The organism is Psychromonas sp. CNPT3 (assembly GCF_000153405.2).
In the GTDB taxonomy this organism is placed as follows: domain Bacteria; phylum Pseudomonadota; class Gammaproteobacteria; order Enterobacterales; family Psychromonadaceae; genus Psychromonas.
In genome coordinates this window covers 2,408,513-2,426,568 of record NC_020802.1, presented here as the reverse complement: position 1 = coordinate 2,426,568, position 18,056 = coordinate 2,408,513, and the positions used below count along the sequence as shown (strand labels likewise).

Here is an 18,056-nt window from a genome sequence, read left to right as displayed (position 1 = left end):
TATTAATGTTATTTTAAGTGAAAAGTGTGATTTTAATAGGTTGCAATTACTTTAAAAGGTAACTAGTATTCGAGACTAAATTGATAATCATTATTACCAAGGAGAGTCCGATGATAGTAAAGAAAATGTTCAGCCATGTGGCACTATTGAGCGTATTAAGTTTACCGAGTTTAGCTGCGATGGCAGAAGAAGTGAATGTATATTCATTTCGTCAGCCCTTTTTAATTGAGCCTATTATGCAAAAATTCACTCAAGAAACCGGCATCAAAGTAAATATCTTATTTGCTAAAAAAGGGTTGATTGAGCGTGTTAAGCGTGAAGGCAAGCTTTCACCCGCTGATCTTGTGTTAACGACAGATATTAGTCGTCTGATGAAAATGACCAATCAAGATTTAACACAAGCAGTGCACAGTAAACGTTTAGACAGTAATATACCTGCGCAGTATCGCGATCCTGATGGACAATGGTTTGCATTAACGACTCGTGTGCGTAATATTTATTCATCATCAAAACGTGTAGGACCTGTTGCCAACATTACTTATTTAGATTTAGCAAAGCCTGAATTTAAAGGTAAAATATGTACTCGCTCTGGTAAACATCCTTACAATGTCTCTTTAGTTGCATCTGTTATTGCACATGAAGGCAAAGTAAAAGCAAAAGAGTGGTTAGAAGGTGTTAAAGCTAATCTTGCACGTAAACCACAAGGTAATGATCGTGCACAAGTGAAAGCGGTTAAAGATGGCCTTTGTGATTATGCTTTGGGTAACAGTTACTACTTAGGTAAAATGCTAGCTGATCCAAAACAAGTGAGTTGGGCTGAAGCGGTAAATATTAATTTCCCGAATCAAAACACGACTGGCGCGCATGTTAATGTAAGTGGCGTAGTACTTGCTAAATACGCACCTAATAAAAATAATGCCATTAAATTAATGGAATTTTTATCAGATGATGTCGCACAAAAAATGTATGCAGATGTGAACTATGAATACCCGGTTAAAGAAGGCGTTGCGCCATCTAAACTCGTGGCATCATGGGGAAAATTTAAAGCCGATACGATTGCACTTTCTGAAATTGCTAAGCAACATGAAAATGCAGTTAAATTACTAGATGAAGTGAAATTTGATCTCTAAAAATTGTGTTTACAAGTTACTGCCTTGGGCAGTAACTTGTCTTTTAGTAACGCCTATCATAGCACTTATATTAAGTGCTTTTTCTATTGATAAAACGGGTAGTTTTCAGCATATTATTGATACGGTACTTTGGGATTACTGCTTAAATACCGGTCTTTTAATTATTGGCGTGATGTCATTAAGTTGCCTATTTGCTTTGCCGGTTGCTTGGTTTGTTGCATGCTGTGATTTTCCGAGTCGGAAAACTCTGCAGTGGGCATTGATGTTACCGCTTGCCTTACCCCCTTATATTATTGCTATTGTATATACCGATCTTTTTGATTTTAGTGGCCCAGTACAACATTTTTTACGTCGATTAATGGGCTGGCAATCTTATTCTGATTATTATTTTCCCGATATTCGCACTTTAGCCGGTGCCATTTTAGTGTTAAGTTTAGCTTTATATCCTTATCTTTACCTTTTATTGCGCGCCTCTTTTTTAAGTCAATCTGGTAGTTTATTTCAAGCAGCGCGTAGCTTAGGTGCATCACCTTGGCAGGCGTTTAAAAGAGTGTCTTTTCCTCTCTCTCGCTCATCTCTTGCCGTGGGACTCTCTTTAATTGCAATGGAGTCTTTGGGCGATTTTGCAACGGTTAATTATTTTGCAGTGCAAACCCTCACAACCGCCGTTTATGATACTTGGTTAGAGCTTGGAAGCTTAAGCAGTGCGGCAAAAATTTCATCGCTCATGTTATTGTTTGTCGTTATCTTTATTGGCTTAGAAAGCCATAGTAGGCGTAAGCAAAAGAGCTATCAGCGCAGTGGCGAAACCAAAAGAGAATTGCGTTTTGTGTTACATGGCTGGAAAAAATGGGGCGCATTAAGCTTTTCTTGGACGCTTTTGTTCTTTGCTTTTTTATTGCCGTTAAGTGTACTTATTTATTATGCCTCGCACTATTTTTGGGCTTCCTTTAATATTTTATTATGGCGTTACACCTTAAACAGTGTCTGGCTTGCATTAATAGTGGCAAGTTTAGGACTTGTCGTTGCGCTTATTGTTAACTTATATCAACGTTTACAGCCTGGGATATTTGCAAAAATAAGTATACGTTTATCCTCTTTAGGTTATGCGGTGCCTGGGACTGTTGTCGCTATTGGTGTTTTGATCCCTTTTAGCTCCTTAGATCTTTTATTAAACAAATGGCTGGTCGCTTTTAACTTACCCTCTGTGGGACTTATTTTTTCTGGCTCATTATTTGTATTAGTTATCGCCTATTTAGTGCGTTTTAGTGCGATTGCTGTGGGAAGTGTGCATTCAAATTTAGAAGATGTGTCGCCTACATTAGATTTAGCAGCTCGCTCCTTAGGTCTGACTCAAGGGCAGATGTTACGCCGAGTTAATTTACCTTTAATAAAAAGAGGGATGTTAACGGCATTCATTCTGGTCTTTATTGAAGCGATGAAAGAGTTACCTACGGCCCTTTTATTACGGCCCTTTAACTTTGAAACCTTAGCGACCTATGTGTATCAATTTGTATCGGATGAAATGATTGAGCATGCAGCGCTGCCTGCACTGTTAATTATTTTAATGGGCTTGTTGCCATTTATTTTGGTTAATCGTTTATTAGAGGAAAGTCGTTAATGTCGGCATTAAAGATCCAATCATTAAATTGCTTTTATCAAAAAGAGCAGATATTAAAAGATCTGCAGTTGAGTTTAGAAAAGAATGAAATTATTTGTTTGTTGGGTGAAAGTGGCTGTGGAAAAACCACGTTATTACGCGCTATTGCAGGGCTACAAGATAAAGTGGAAGGCACCATTACAATTAATGATATTACGGTACTAGGTAACGATATTGAACTCGCACCTGAAAATCGTAAAGTCGGTTTTATTTTTCAAGATTATGCCCTTTTTCCGCACCTTAATGTGTTTGATAATATCGCTTTCTCTTTATTTAAACAAAGTAAAAAAGAGCAACGAAAAAAGGTCGAAGATGTTTTAGCTTTGGTGCAATTGAGTCGTTACGCAGATAGGTTCCCACATCAACTTTCAGGTGGTCAGCAACAACGCATATCAATTGCTCGCGCATTAGCTTATCAACCTGATTTAATGCTATTAGATGAGCCATTTTCAAATTTAGATCAACATGTGCGTCTGCAGTTAATTCAAGATATTCGTCATCTTTTTAAAGCGCATCAGATCAGCGCTTTATTCGTGACGCATGCCAAAGAAGAAGGCTTTGCCTTTGCGGACAAAATAGCCTTAATGCAAGCCGGTAAAATTGTACAAATAGGCAGTGCTAAGGCACTTTATTATCAGCCAACGTCGCGTTATGTTGCGGACTTTATGGGGCAAAGTAATTACTTACAAGTACAAGTTCAAGATGAGACTCATTTCCATTGTGCTTTAGGGGTGATAAGCAGTGCAAACCAAATCAAAGAAAAAATAGGTAAGCATTTACTTCTGTTAGTGCGTCCTGAGCATTTGCTTTTACATATTGATGAAAAGGCAGAGGGCGAAGTGATCAACGTCTTATTTTTAGGTGCATACGTAGAAGTTAAAGTGCGTTATAAAGGCGATATTTACACTTTGAAACAAAGCTCACTACACCCTATTGAAGTGGGTCTTAGGGTTTCATTAGAGTTACTTGAGCATGATTTTGTGTTTTTTGACCTTGCTTCATAAATACTGATCCGTGTTAATAAATCTATTAACACGGATCCATGAAAATGGCCTTATGCGTTTTTATCTGGGCTGAGCTCGAGGATCAAATGCTCCTGTAATTCCTTTTCTTGGACGGGCGTTAAGGCCTCTCCTGCTTTTGTCGAAATAATAAAAAGATCTTCAACACGCGCACCAATAGTGGTGATCTTTGCGGTGTATAGCATCAGATCGAGTTTACGAAAAACTTTTCCTATATTGGCTAAAATACCCGGAGCATCAAAGGCAACGACCTCAATTTGGGTGCGCTTACGACGCGTGGGTAAAAAAGTGATAAGGGGCTCAATTTTAAATTGGCGCTTAATACGAATGAGCTGTTTTTGTTGGCAGTTGACCTTTGCTGGGTTCATTAATGCAACCTCAATGGCTTTTTTCAAACGCTGAATTTTATCGCCTGAAATATGTTTACCATCAAGCTCTAAAACACTGAAAGTACTCAGGGTATAAGCATCACGACTCGAGAGTATTTTCGCATCATAGACGCTCAATCTTTTATTATCAATTTCGGTGACCACTGATGAGAAAATGGACGGCGCATCACGATGATAAACAAAAATCTCGGTCGCATCTTTTTGAGCACTGGTACTGATCAGTACTAAGGGCTGCATTTTATTATAAGCGCCTAACAGGGCGCGGGTATGCCAAGCGATTTGTGCAGAGCGATAACGAAAAAAATAATCGAGTTTAAAATTTTTCCACAGATTTTTTACCGCATCTGTATCGGTACCTGTCTGTGCTAATAAGTCTAATGTTTTTTGTTTTCTATTTTTAATACGTTGGCGAAGATTACGAGGGCTATCGATGCCTCGACGGAGCATTTTTTGGGTGCTCGAATAAAGGTCACGTAATAAACTGCCTTTCCAGCTATTCCAGGTACCTTCATTAGTCGCGCAGATATCGGCGACAGTTAAACAATATAAATAGTTAAGATGGGTTTCATCTTGTACTATTTTTGCAAATTTTCGAATAACGCCTGGATCGCTTATATCTCTACGTTGCGCCGTAACCGATAAGGTTAAGTGTTGCTCAACAAGCCATGCAACAAAAGTACTATCAGCATGGTTTAATTGGTGTAATTGACAAAATTGATAAGCATCAACTGCGCCTAAGGCCGAGTGATCGCCATTTTGTCCTTTGGCAATGTCATGAAAAATAGCCCCTAAAAACAGTAATTCAGGTTTCTCTAAATAACGATAAATATCATGTGCTAATGGGTGTAATGCTTTTGTTTGCGGATAATTATAAATATATTTAAGCAATTTATGCGTATGTTCATCAACGGTATAAGCATGAAACAGATCAAATTGCATTTGCCCTACGATGCGGCTCCATTGCGGGATATAAGCACCAAGAACGCCATACTCATGCATCAAGGTAAATGCACGTCCCATGCCCTGAGGATGCTTTATTATACTCATAAATAAGCGTCGGCATTCAGGGAGTTCTTGTAACCATTGTTTCAAGTGCCGCCTTGCTTCACGTAACGCGCGTAATGTTGATGAGTAAACGCCGACAATACTGTCATCGCTGGCGATGTATAAAAACAGTTGTAAAATAGTATGCGGATGCGTTTTAAAGAGCCCGGTGGTTTTAAGCTCTATCATCTGCTCGCGGCATTGAAAATGCGCATCGATAGGAATGATTTTAGTGCTGTTTTTGTCATTGATAGCCTCATCAAAATATTGCAATAACATTTCATTGAGCTCTTTAATGTGATGAATTGTTTGATAAAATTCTTTCATCATGGTCTCAATCGCTTTACCACGAGCGCCTTGATATCCCAGTAAACTTGCGACTTCACCTTGGAAATCAAAAAGCAGGCGATTATCGGCGCGTCCAGTGACGCAGTGCAGTGCAAAGCGTACTCGCCAGAGTAAGGTTTGACAGTCAACGAGCTCATAATATTCACTTTTTGTAATATAATGATAACGCGTTAATTTGAGTAGGCTACTGACACCGAAATGGCGCTTTGCAACCCAAACGATGGTTTGTATGTCACGTAAACCGCCTCGTCCATTTTTTAAATCGGGCTCAAGGCTATAGCCATCACCGCGGCAATTTTTATGACGTGCTCTTTGCTCCTCTCTTTTTAAAAGGAAAAATTTCTCTGAGGGCCAAAAATCGTCGCGCTGTAGTAATTGTTGTAATTTTTTCAAGGTTTTTTTATTGCCTTGAATATGACGTGCTTCGAGCATACTTGTGGCAATACTGAGATCTTCTTTACCGCGGTTAAAGCAATCGTCTAAATCACGCACACTGTGCCCAATGTCGAATTTAAGATCCCATAAGAAAGTGATAAAGGCGGTTATTTTTTGCTCTTCATCCGTTGTAAAGCCATGCACAGACAAAATTAAAATGTCGATATCAGATTTAGGGTGTAACTCAGCGCGTCCATAGCCACCAACGGCCAGTAAACTCAATCGATAACACTTATCTAGGCCCATAAATTGCCACAACCGAGCCAGTAATAAATCGATATAGAGGGCGCGTTGATGCACTAAATAATTAATGTTCTCATTTTTTTTGAAGCGCGCAACTTGCCATTGATGAAATTCTTGGTGGTGTTTTTTAAGAAAAGAGAGGGTTAAATTATTGTGTTCTATTTTCGACGGGGAAAAAGGGCCTAAATGCATTTTAACCTCTGTAATACCAAAGGAACTAAAAAAGTGCTCAGTCTTGCTTGTTAAAATCATCCCTACCCGCGTTGTGAGTTTTGAAGTGAGAACAACTATCTCCTGCAACTCACGCCTTGTTAGTGCTGATTTTTCCGGCGTAATACACGATCACTTAATTAATTCCATTGGTAATAAATAAGGGAATAGAAAAGCCACTTCGTTTTTACTCAGTGGCTTTAGATATTAATCGTTGCTAATACCAAAGGAACTAAAAAGGTGATCCGTCTTGCTTGTTGAAATTATCCCTACCTGCGTTGTGAGTTTTGAAGTGAGAACAACTATCTCCTACAACTCTCGCCTTGCTAGTGTTAATTTTTCCTACGCAATACATGATCACTAAATTAATTCCTTTGGTATAATAATTCGGGCGAGCGTTTCTTCTGGGCGTAGCGTTAATACTTCAACACCGGTTTCAGTTACCAGTAACGTGTGCTCCCATTGCGCTGAAGGTTTTTTATCTTTAGTGACCACTGTCCATTCATCTTTTAATACTTTACAGTGATGTTTGCCTGCATTTAACATTGGCTCAATAGTAAAACATTGGCCTACTTTTAATATCTCACCTGTGCCTTTTTTACCGTAATGCAAAACCTGAGGCTCTTCATGAAAGCCCGCACCGATACCATGCCCACAATATTCACGCACAATGGAATAACTGTGTTTTTCAGCATGTTTTTGAATGGCTGCACCAATGTCTCCTAAACGTATACCGGGTTTAACCATCTCAATGCCAATATATAAACATTCTTGTGCAATACGCGCTAAACGAGTTCCTAAAATAGAAGGCTTACCCAGTAAAAACATTTGCGAAGTATCGCCGTGGTAACCGTTAATGATCACTGTGATATCAATGTTGAGCATATCGCCATCTTTTAACGGTTTATCATTGGGGATCCCATGACAAACAACATAGTTAATAGAGGTACAAATCGACTTTGGAAAACCATGATAATTAAGGGGGGCTGGGATCCCGCCTTGTTCATTAACGATAAAATCATGACAGAGTTGATTCAGCTCATTAGTGGTGACGCCCACTTTAACAAAGGGCGCTATCATGGATAACACATCTGCGGCTTTTTGGCCTGCAATACGCATTTTTTCTATTTCTGCAGGGGTTTTTATGATTGCTGGCATTTTTTATCTCTTTATCGTTAAATTATAAGAATACTATAATGAAATCTAGCGCATCACGCCAGTGGATATTGAGCTCATTGGTATCTGATCAGAATATAATGGAAATTTATGTTATAGATTACATTGCATGCTATTTTCTTTGTGTGAACGCGTGTTTACGGGTGCCCAAACGAAGAAAAGTTGAGCTAAACTTTAAAATGTGCTATAAAGCGCATCGAGAACGATGTTCATTTTTGATGAATGTTACTCATAATGCAGTGAACTTTATAAAAGTCACTAATCACACACACGTATCGACACGTAACTCGGGGTGCTGTTTTTAACTTGTTAAAGATGGTCGAGTTTATGGGGTACGTGGAAGCTTAACCCCTATAAAGGAAAATTAACATGGCAAATGTATCAATGCGCGATATGCTAAAAGCAGGCGTTCACTTCGGTCACCAAACTCGTTACTGGAATCCTAAAATGAAACCGTTCATTTTTGGTTCACGTAATAAAGTTCATATCATCAACTTAGAAAAAACAGTGCCAATGTTCAACAAAGCACTTAACTTTTTAGAAGCAAAAGCGGCTAAAAAAGGAAAAGTATTATTTGTTGGTACTAAACGTGCTGCATCTGAAGTTGTTAAAGAAGCTGCGCTTAGCTGTGACCAATTCTACGTTGATCACCGTTGGTTAGGTGGTATGTTGACTAACTGGAAAACAGTACGTCAATCAATCAAACGTCTTAAAGATCTTGAAATTCAAAGTAAAGATGGCACATTTGAACAATTAACTAAAAAAGAAGCGCTAATGCGTTCTCGTGAGTTAATCAAATTAGATAAAACGCTTGGCGGAATTAAAAACATGGGTGGCATTCCTGATGTTATCTTCGTTGTTGATGCTGATCATGAGCATATTTCTATTAAAGAAGCTAATAACCTAGGTATTCCAGTTATTGCTATCGTAGATACTAACTCATGCCCAGACAATATTGATTTTGTTGTTCCTGGTAATGATGATGCAATCCGTGCTATTAAACTTTATTTAGAAGCGGCTGCTCAAACTATCAATGATGCGCGTGCAACTGAAGTTGTTGTTGCAACAGATGGTTTTGTTGAAGAAACAGCTGAAAAATAATCTTCTATTTTAATAGAAGCTCTTATTAACAATCTTAGATTGGTTATCTGGGGCTCTAGGGCCCCTTTTTTATAGATTAAATAGGAATTTGACCATGGCTATTACAGCTAAACAAGTTAAAGAACTTCGTGATCGCACTGCTGCGGGCATGATGGATTGTAAAAATGCATTAGTAGAGTCTGATGGCGACATCGAACTTGCCATTGAAAACATGCGTAAATCAGGTGCAATTAAAGCGGCTAAAAAAGCGGGTCGTATTGCAGCTGAAGGCGTTGTTATTACAAAAATAGTTGACAATACTGCCGTTATTATTGAAATTAACTGTGAAACTGATTTTGTTGCAATGGACAAAGGCTTTTTGGCATTTGCTAACAAAGTCGCTGAAATTGCACTTGCAAACAAAGTTGACGAAGTTGCTACATTAAATGCACTTGCATTTGATAGTATTACTGTTGAAGAAGCGCGTGCTCATCTTGTTGCTAAAATCGGTGAAAATATCTCTGTTCGTCGCATTCAAATTGTTAGCGGTGAAAACCTCGGTGCATATGTACACGGTGGCAAAATCGGTGTTATTTCTGTTCTTACTGGTGGCGATGCAACGCTTGCAAAAGATATTGCTATGCACATAGCAGCTGCTGCACCAACTTACGTTAAGCCTTCAGATGTACCTGCTGAAGTAGTAGCAAAAGAAAAAGAAATTCAGTTACAAATCGCAATCGACAGCGGTAAACCTGCTGAAATCGCTGAAAAAATGGTAACGGGTCGTATGGCTAAATTCACCGGTGAAGTGAGTTTAACAGGACAAGCGTTCATTAAAGATCCTTCGATTAAAGTTGCTAAACTTCTTAAAGATGCAAATGCAGATGTTGTGACATTTGTGCGTTTAGAAGTTGGTGAAGGTATCGCTAAAAAAGAAGAAGATTTTGCAGCTGAAGTTGCTGCGACAATGGCAGCTGCTGGTCAGTAATGCATTGTAGATGACAATAAATGTCTATTTATTGTAAAAGAAGAACCGCGGCAATGACTGCGGTTCTTTTATGTTAGGCAATAATGATTTTATCCTTAAAAATACTATTTAGTGTTATTACGAATACAATCAAGATCATATATATGTTGAGGAATAAATGTTATGAGTACTAATCCCAAACCCGCTTATCGTCGTATTTTATTAAAATTAAGTGGTGAAGCACTGGTCGGAGAAGAAGGCTTTGGTATCGATCCTAAAGTTTTAGATCGCATGGCATTAGAGATCAAAGGTTTGGTTGAAATTGGTGTGCAAGTTGGACTCGTTATCGGTGGCGGGAATATTTTCCGTGGTGCAGGCCTTGCTAAAGCGGGAATGAATCGTGTTGTTGGCGATCATATGGGCATGCTTGCAACAGTGATGAATGGTTTAGCAATGCGTGATGCATTACATCGTTCTCATGTTAATGCGCGTTTAATGTCTGCTATTCCACTTAAAGGTGTTTGTGATGATTATAACTGGGCGGAAGCGATTAAGCATTTAAGCTTGGGGACGGTTGTTATATTTGCCGCGGGAACCGGAAATCCTTTCTTTACAACAGATTCTGCTGCTTGCTTACGTGGCATCGAAATTGAAGCCGATGCGGTATTAAAAGGCACAAAAGTTGATGGTGTTTATGATACGGATCCTGTTAAAAATCCAAATGCAAAGTTATACTCTGAAATCGATTATCAAGTCGTACTTGAAAAAGAGTTGAAAGTAATGGATTTAGCCGCGTTTACACTGGCACGAGATCATAGTTTACCTATTCGTGTGTTTAATATGAATAAGCCAGGGGCATTAAATCGTGTTGTAATGGGAGAGAAAGAAGGCACTACGATCACTCACACCAAAAACATTGAATTTGTAAAAGTAGATAATGCGCAAGTTAAGTCAGAAACAGAACAAAAAAACAAATAAATTATTAGGATATTATTATGATCAATGAAGTAAAAAGTGATGCGCAAACACGTATGAGTAAAACAGTTGAATCATTTAAGAGTCAACTTGCAAAAGTGCGTACAGGGCGTGCACATCCGAGTTTATTAGATGGCATTATGGTGCCATATTACGGAAGCAATACCCCTTTACGTCAAGTGAGTAATATATCAACAGAAGATTCACGTACACTGACAGTTACGGTTTTTGATGCAACATTGATTGCAGCGGTAGAAAAAGCAATTATGGGCTCAAACTTAGGTTTAAATCCAATGTCTGCAGGCACGGTTATTCGTATTCCATTACCACCGTTAACCGAAGAGCGCCGTAAAGATCTTATCAAAGTTGTGCGTGGCGAAGCTGAAAATAGCCGTATTGCGATCCGTAATATCCGTCGTGATGCCAATGGTGATTTAAAAGGCTTAGAAAAAGATAAAGATATCAGTGAAGATGATTTACGTGTTGGTGAAGAATTAGTGCAAAAAGTAACGAATGACAGCGTAAAGAGTATTGATGATTTATTAGCAGTCAAAGAAAAAGAGTTAATGGAAGTTTAATTTAAGCCGTGCAGGTACAATTTATTGTACCTGCCATGTCTATGTGGAACGACTGTGACGATATTAAATAAACAGACAAAAACACCCCAACACGTTGCCATTATTATGGACGGTAATGGTCGCTGGGCTGAAAAAAGAGGCAAACATCGTGTTTTTGGACATAAACATGGTGTTAAAGCGCTGCGTAAAGCGATCACCTTTGCAACAGAAAACAAAATTGGCGCATTAACCGTTTTTGCCTTTAGCAGTGAAAATTGGCAACGCCCTAAGCAAGAAGTTAAAATGCTGATGGAATTGTTTTTTAGCGTGCTGGGCAGTGAAGTTAAAAAACTGCACAAGCATGGTATCAAGTTAAAAATCATTGGTGAGTTAACCGGGTTTAGTTCGCGTTTACAAAAAAAAGTACTCGAAGCTGAAAAATTAACTGAAAATAATCAAGGTTTAATACTCAATGTTGCAGCTAATTATGGTGGGCGTTGGGATATTACACAAGCGACTCGAACACTGCTTGAACGTGTAGAAAATGGCACTTTAAAGGCATCTCAAGTCGATGAAACAATGATGCAAGATGCACTAACCTTATCTAAAATCCCCCAAGTTGATTTAATGATCCGTACCGGAGGAGAACATCGTATTAGTAATTTTCTACTCTGGCAACTCGCTTATGCTGAGCTTTATTTTACGGATACTTTATGGCCTGATTTTGATGCAAGTGACTTTCAATTTGCATTGGATGTTTTTTCGGGTAAAGAGCGTCGATTTGGACAAACAAGTGAGCAAGTTCGAGATCTAGACTAATCGTTTATCGACAATAGATACGAAGATGCTTTGATACAATAATTTATAAATGGATATTTTGTGAAACAACGAATTATAACGGCGCTTATCCTTGCGCCACTTGCCATCGCCGGCATATTTCTACTGCCTTTAAAGTTTTTTATGCTGTTTTGTACGGTAATTTATCTATTAGCTAGTAAAGAATGGGTCAACTTCGTGACGGAAAAAAGTCATTGGGTGCTTTATTTTTTAGCCCTTGTCTTAGGTGTCAGTTTAGTCTTTATCCCTGCAGAAAGTTTATGGCAGGCAACGGGCGTTTCTCCTATTTTAATGAACATTGTCATAGCGGGTGGAGTTTGGTGGGTGGTCGCATTATTAAAAGTAGTGACTTATCCTCGTAGCGCAACTATCTGGAAAAACAGTAAAGCATTAAAAGTGTTTTTTGGTGTGTGCACTTTATTACCTTTCTTTTGGGCGATGGTTATTTTACGCTCGGTGAATATGTATCATGATTTTTATTATGGCGCGCAACTATTAATGTTTGTTTTTCTGCTGGTGTGGGCTGCCGATACGGGCGCTTATTTCGTTGGAAAACGTTTTGGCAAGCATAAGTTGGCCATTAAAGTCAGCCCCGGGAAAACCATCGAGGGTTTTTTAGGCGGCGTCGTGTGCTCTATGTTGATAACATTACTGGCCAGTCTTTATTTTGATATTAGCAGTGAAAAAATGCCTGTGTTTTTCATTGCAGCTTTTGTTACTTGTTTAGTTTCTACGCTTGGCGATTTAAGTGAAAGTGTGTTTAAACGTGAAGCTGGTCTGAAAGATAGTGGCTCTTTGTTGCCGGGACATGGAGGCATTTTAGATCGTATTGACAGTTTAACGGCAGCTGTGCCTGTGTTTACATTAATGTATATCACTTGGATAATGTAAAATGAAAAATTTGGCGGTGTTAGGAGCAACGGGATCAATCGGTAGTAGCACGTTAGATGTTTGCTCTGCAAACCCAACGTTATATCGGGTAGTCTTATTGGCAGCATTTAAAAGTGTTCAGAAAATGCTTTCATTATGCCTCCTACATCAACCAAAATATGTGTCGATGTTTTGCCCTCATGCACGTTTAGAGTTACGTGAATTATTAAAACAAGCCGACTCTAAAAGCATAGTATTAGATTCTGAAGAAGAGCTTTTACAACTTCTTGGCAGTAATGAAATCGATTCTGTTATGGCTGCCATCGTAGGTGGCGCGGGGCTAACATCAACACTTGCAAGTGTGCATGCTGGTAAAGAAATTTTTCTGGCCAATAAAGAAGCGCTGGTAATGTCAGGGCAACTCTTTATCGATGCGGTTAAATCGTCAGGGGCAAAATTGTGGCCTGTGGATAGTGAGCATAATGCGATTTATCAGGCGTTATCACCCCGTTTACAAGATACATTAGGTTATTGTGATTTAAGCGCTGAGGGTGTAAATAAAATATTACTGACAGGCTCCGGTGGTCCTTTCCTTAATAAACCGTTAACCGAATTTTCAACTATTACACCGGCGCAAGCCATCAAACATCCTAACTGGTCAATGGGCCAAAAAATATCCATCGATTCGGCAACCATGATGAATAAAGGCTTAGAGTATATTGAAGCGCGTTGGCTTTTTAATACCAGTAGCGATCAATTACAAGTGATATTGCATCCGCAATCGGTTATTCATTCCATGGTGCAATATAAAGACGGCAGCGTCATCGCGCAGATGGGTAATCAAGATATGCGTATTCCTATTGCCTATGTAATGGGTGGCACGCAGAGGATCGAGAGTCATGCGGGGAATTTTGATTTCTTTAAAAGTCCCTCATTAACGTTTATGGAGCCTGACTTAAAACGCTACCCTTGTTTACAACTCGCCATTGATGCGTGTTATGCAGGGCAAAAAGCGACGACGATGTTAAATGCAAGTAACGAGGTGGCAGTTGATGCTTTTTTAACAGGGAAAATAAAGTTTACACAAATCGCAGAGCTTGTTGAGCGCGTATTAAATAAGCCTCTCAATGACGCATCAGAGCGTTCAATTGAGAGCTTACTCGACATTGACTTACAAAGTAAATTAGCCGCCAAGGCTATTATTGATCAGGGTTTATTATGTTAGCCATATTATGGAATTTAGGCGCCTTTATGGTCGCTTTGAGTATTTTAGTCGCAATCCATGAATTTGGGCACTTTTGGGTAGCACGCCGTTGTGGCGTTAAAGTGCATTGTTTTTCAATCGGTTTTGGAAAAACACTTTTTAAACATACCGATAAATTAGGCACAGAGTTTATTTTTGCGCTTATTCCTTTAGGCGGATATGTCAAAATGCTGGATAGCCGCATAGAGACGGTAAGTGCGCAGGAACTTCAATATGCCTTTGATAAAAAGACGGTGTGGCAACGCATTGCGATTGTAGCAGCAGGGCCCATTGCTAACTTTTTACTGGCAATTATTGCTTTCTTCTTTATGTTTATGATTGGTATTAATACGGCAAAACCTATTATTAGTACGGTAGCGCCCGATACTCCTATGTCTGTTTTAGAGACACAAGCTCCTTTTCAAATTGTTAGTGTGAATGATAAATTAACCGCGGAATGGGATTCACTTCACGTGGCGTTATTGGGTGAAATTGGCCAAGAAAGCATCAAAATAGGCCTGCGATCGTTAAATGACGGTGCGCTAGCTGATGTGAGTGAACCTTTACAATATTTTACTGTCTCATTGACTCATTGGAAATATTCACCGAAAAAAGAGTCGATAGTGACGAGCTTAGGCTTACAGCCTTATCGTCCGTCAGTGCATTTAAAAATAGCATCGATTATGCCAGACAGCGCTGCATTTAAGGCAGGACTAAAAGAGCAGGATAAGTTACTTTCGGTTAATAATGAGCCTTTAGAAACGTGGTCTGATTTTGTAAAAATCATTCAAAATAATGCAGGTACAGCGTTACAGTTACAGATCCTGCGTGGTGCATTAACACAGACAATTAATTTGGTACCCGCATCTCGTGAGAATGCATCGGGTGAGACACAAGGTTATGTCGGTATTATGCCTGTCATAGAGGCGTACCCTGAAGAGTTTCGCGTATCGTTAAAGTATTCAGCGCCACAAGCCTTTATTAAAGGTGTGCAAAAAACAGCGCAATTAACATCGTTAACTTTTTCTACTTTAACAAAATTAGTCAGTGGTGATATTTCAATAAAAAGTTTAAGTGGCCCGGTAGGCATTGCCAAAGGTGCAGGCATGAGCGCGACGTATGGGATCCAATATTTTCTTGGGTTTTTAGCCTTGATCAGTGTTAATTTGGGATTAATGAATTTGATCCCTCTGCCTGTATTAGATGGAGGACATTTACTTTATTATGCTGTAGAAATAATAACGGGTAAGCCTGTTCCCGAAAAAATACAAGAAATTGGATTTCGCATCGGTGGCGCTATTTTAATGCTACTTATGAGCATTGCGATATTAAATGATTTTAACCTGTTGTCGTGATTATAAAATATAAAACACAGAGATAAGTGTTGTAAAGGATTAAAGAATAAAATGATTAAGCGATATTTATTGGCCTCTTTATGGGTGTGTGCTAGCTGTTTTTCTACGTTTAGCATGGCGCAGAAAATGACAATATCAGATTTACAATTTAACGGCTTACAGCGCATTACGTTAGGGGCTGCATTATTGAGTCTGCCTATTAGAGAAGGAGATGAGGTCGATGACTATCAGCTTTCGCTTGCATTAAAAAAACTTTATGCGAGTAAGTATTTCGCGTCCATAGAGTTAGAGCGCTCTGGAAATATTTTAATCTTTAACGTAAAAGAGCGTCCCTCTATTAGTAACGTTGCATTAACAGGTAATGATAAGTTAAGTGATGAGCAAATTTTTGATTCGTTAAAATCTTCCGGTATCAAAGAGGGAGAGCCTTTAGATAGAACCACCTTGTCGAGTATAGAAAAAAGTCTTGAAGACTTTTACCATAGTATTGGTAAATATAGCGCTAAAGTGGAAACGGTCGTAACAACTTTGCCACGTAATCGCGTGGCTATTCAGTTTATATTTCGAGAAGGGTTAACCGCCAAGATCCTGCAAATTAATATTGTCGGTAATAGTGTTTATAGTGATGAAAAATTATTAAAGCGTTTAAGTTTAAGGGATTCTGGCGGATGGTGGGATGTTTTTGCTGATGATAATTATCAGAAACAAAAACTGGCTGGCGATTTAGAGGTGATCAAAAGTTATTATTTAGATCGTGGCTATATCCGTTTTAATATTGATGAGACGCAAGTTGCATTAACGCCAAATAAAAAAGGGGTTTATGTCACGGTTAATGTCGATGAAGGTGAAATTTATAAAGTCTCTGATGTTAAATTTATTGGCAATTTATTAGGTAAAGAAGAGACAATACGCGCGCTTATTTCGTTTGGTAAAGATGATATTTATGCAGCCTCAGAAGTGGCGTTTGCAGAGCAAAATATTCGTAAATATTTTGGACGTTTAGGTTACGCTTATCCTGAAATTAAAACCTATCCAGAAATTGACGACGAAGCGCATCAAGTTATAGTCAATTTTTCGATTGAACCGGGCCAGCGTGGTTATGTGCGTAATATCAATATATCCGGTAATAGTACTACAAAAGATATTGTGCTACGCCGTGAAATGCGCCAAATGGAAGGTAGCTGGTTATCGAGTGAAAAAATTGAGCAATCTAAAGCGCGTTTAAACCGTTTGGGATTCTTTGCTAAAGTGGATATTGAAACGTCGCGCGTTAGCAATGATCTGGTTGATATTAATGTAAAGGTCGAAGAGCAATCTTCTGGCTCATTTAATGCGGGTATCGGTTATGGCACGGAATCAGGAATGAGCTTAAGTGCCGGCATACAGCAAAATAACTTTTTAGGATCGGGTGATAAAGTCGGTTTTGAAGCTAAATTTAATGATTACAGTACTAATGCCAGTATTAATTATACGACGCCTTATCTCACCAAAGATGCGGTAAGTGGTGGCGTGCGTATCTTTTATGATAAGTTTGAAGCGGGTGATGCCAATATTATCGATTACACGAATAAAACTTATGGTGTGCGTTTTAATTTAGGTTTTCCTGTGAACGAAATAAACCGCTTAGGCTTCGGTGTAGGCTGGGAAAGTAATGGTATTTCGCAGCTGAATTCGTACGCGCAATTACAAACATTTTGGGATATTTATGGATCATTACTCAATGATGATAGTTCTGTTGATTTCCAAAACTTTGACGTGACAGCGCGTTGGACACGTAATAATTTAGATAAAGGGCAGTTACCGACGCAGGGGATGAAGCATTCCTTATGGGCAAAAATGACGGTGCCGGGATCTGATCTTCAGTATTTTAAAATTAATTTTGAAATAAGTAATTATCAACGTATTAGTGATGATGGTGATTGGACGACGCTTTTACGTGCCTCCGCAGGTTACGGTAATGGCTATGGAAAATTTGAAGGAAGTGATCAAATATTGCCATTTTTTGAAAATTATTATGTGGGTGGTTACCGCACTTTACGTGGTTTCTCAAGTAATACGGTAGGGCCTCGGGCGATTTATCTTTCGGAGATAAATGGTAACAATAGCGGTGAGATAACCGATAAAGCCTTGGGTGGTAATGCAAAATATACGTTAAGTGCAGAGCTTATTTTTCCTGTGCCTTTATTAGATGAAGCATACACGCGTCAAGTTCGCAGTAGTTTATTTATTGATGCGGGTGAAGTGTGGGATACTGAGTTTAACTATGCACAATATAGCCAGGCGAGTTGTTCATATAACTGTGATTATTTTGGTGATTATTCAAAACCGGGCAGGATCCGCGCGTCTATTGGTACACAGTTAACGTGGATCTCACCGATGGGGCCTTTAGTCTTTACTTTAGCTTGGCCAGTGAAAAAGTATGAAGGTGATGATACAGAAATATTCTCTTTTAATATTGGGAATTCTTTTTGATCAATACTGATATGCTTTGATCTTATTTTAATAAGCGCTGATG

General features: G+C 38.9%; 14 protein-coding genes. 12 read left to right on the top strand and 2 right to left on the bottom strand.

Annotated features, from left to right (window positions below; all coding sequences use genetic code 11):
* Nucleotides 1–110 precede the first annotated feature (110 nt).
* Genes PCNPT3_RS10635 through PCNPT3_RS10625 form a run of 3 tightly spaced genes read left to right on the top strand, consistent with a single transcriptional unit; the run spans nucleotide 111 to nucleotide 3,794 of the window.
* Nucleotides 111–1,130, top strand: a complete 1,020-nt coding sequence (locus tag PCNPT3_RS10635; RefSeq protein WP_015465871.1) for a Fe(3+) ABC transporter substrate-binding protein — start codon at nucleotides 111–113, stop codon at nucleotides 1,128–1,130.
* A complete protein-coding gene (locus tag PCNPT3_RS10630; protein ID WP_015465870.1) occupies nucleotides 1,120–2,751 on the top strand; it encodes an ABC transporter permease in 1,632 nt (543 codons plus the stop codon). The genes PCNPT3_RS10635 and PCNPT3_RS10630 overlap by 11 nt, the downstream gene beginning before the upstream one ends.
* Nucleotides 2,751–3,794, top strand: a complete 1,044-nt coding sequence (locus PCNPT3_RS10625) for an ABC transporter ATP-binding protein (protein ID WP_015465869.1) — start codon at nucleotides 2,751–2,753, stop codon at nucleotides 3,792–3,794. Before PCNPT3_RS10630 ends, PCNPT3_RS10625 begins: the two co-directional genes overlap by 1 nt.
* 50 nt (nucleotides 3,795–3,844) lie before the next feature.
* Here PCNPT3_RS10625 and glnD read toward each other — a convergent pair whose 3' ends face one another.
* Together glnD and map are read right to left on the bottom strand one after the other, a co-directional pair.
* Nucleotides 3,845–6,463, bottom strand: a complete 2,619-nt coding sequence (gene glnD / locus PCNPT3_RS10620; protein WP_041771538.1) for a [protein-PII] uridylyltransferase — start codon at nucleotides 6,461–6,463, stop codon at nucleotides 3,845–3,847.
* A 378-nt stretch (nucleotides 6,464–6,841) separates the two neighbouring features.
* Nucleotides 6,842–7,639, bottom strand: a complete 798-nt coding sequence (gene map / locus PCNPT3_RS10615; protein WP_015465867.1) for a type I methionyl aminopeptidase — start codon at nucleotides 7,637–7,639, stop codon at nucleotides 6,842–6,844.
* A 387-nt stretch (nucleotides 7,640–8,026) separates the two neighbouring features.
* Here map and rpsB point away from each other — a divergent pair, with 387 nt between their 5' ends.
* The 9 genes from rpsB (at nucleotide 8,027) to bamA (ending at nucleotide 18,013) form a co-directional block, all read left to right on the top strand.
* The gene (rpsB, locus tag PCNPT3_RS10610; RefSeq protein ID WP_015465866.1) at nucleotides 8,027–8,758 is read left to right on the top strand and encodes a 30S ribosomal protein S2; all 732 of its coding nucleotides are present in this window, start codon (nucleotides 8,027–8,029) and stop codon (nucleotides 8,756–8,758) included.
* A 94-nt stretch (nucleotides 8,759–8,852) separates the two neighbouring features.
* Entirely contained in the window at nucleotides 8,853–9,725 is an 873-nt protein-coding gene (tsf, locus tag PCNPT3_RS10605) for a translation elongation factor Ts (protein ID WP_015465865.1), read from the top strand.
* A 162-nt stretch (nucleotides 9,726–9,887) separates the two neighbouring features.
* Nucleotides 9,888–10,682, top strand: a complete 795-nt coding sequence (gene pyrH / locus PCNPT3_RS10600) for a UMP kinase (RefSeq protein WP_015465864.1) — start codon at nucleotides 9,888–9,890, stop codon at nucleotides 10,680–10,682.
* A gap of 17 nt (nucleotides 10,683–10,699) precedes the next feature.
* Nucleotides 10,700–11,257 carry a ribosome recycling factor gene (gene frr / locus PCNPT3_RS10595; protein WP_015465863.1) on the top strand — a complete coding sequence of 186 codons (558 nt, stop codon included), beginning with the start codon at nucleotides 10,700–10,702 and terminating at the stop codon, nucleotides 11,255–11,257.
* A 54-nt stretch (nucleotides 11,258–11,311) separates the two neighbouring features.
* Nucleotides 11,312–12,055, top strand: a complete 744-nt coding sequence (gene uppS, locus PCNPT3_RS10590; protein WP_015465862.1) for a polyprenyl diphosphate synthase — start codon at nucleotides 11,312–11,314, stop codon at nucleotides 12,053–12,055.
* A gap of 60 nt (nucleotides 12,056–12,115) precedes the next feature.
* The gene (locus tag PCNPT3_RS10585) at nucleotides 12,116–12,964 is read left to right on the top strand and encodes a phosphatidate cytidylyltransferase (protein ID WP_015465861.1); all 849 of its coding nucleotides are present in this window, start codon (nucleotides 12,116–12,118) and stop codon (nucleotides 12,962–12,964) included.
* Between the two features lies 1 nt (nucleotide 12,965).
* Complete coding sequence (gene ispC, locus PCNPT3_RS10580; RefSeq protein ID WP_015465860.1) at nucleotides 12,966–14,168, top strand: 1-deoxy-D-xylulose-5-phosphate reductoisomerase; 1,203 nt, start codon at nucleotides 12,966–12,968, stop codon at nucleotides 14,166–14,168.
* Nucleotides 14,162–15,541 (top strand): sigma E protease regulator RseP, encoded by a 1,380-nt coding sequence (gene rseP / locus PCNPT3_RS10575; RefSeq protein WP_015465859.1) that lies wholly within the window; start codon nucleotides 14,162–14,164, stop codon nucleotides 15,539–15,541. The genes ispC and rseP overlap by 7 nt, the downstream gene beginning before the upstream one ends.
* A 51-nt stretch (nucleotides 15,542–15,592) precedes the next feature.
* Entirely contained in the window at nucleotides 15,593–18,013 is a 2,421-nt protein-coding gene (bamA, locus tag PCNPT3_RS10570; protein WP_015465858.1) for an outer membrane protein assembly factor BamA, read from the top strand.
* Nucleotides 18,014–18,056: the final 43 nt, after the last annotated feature.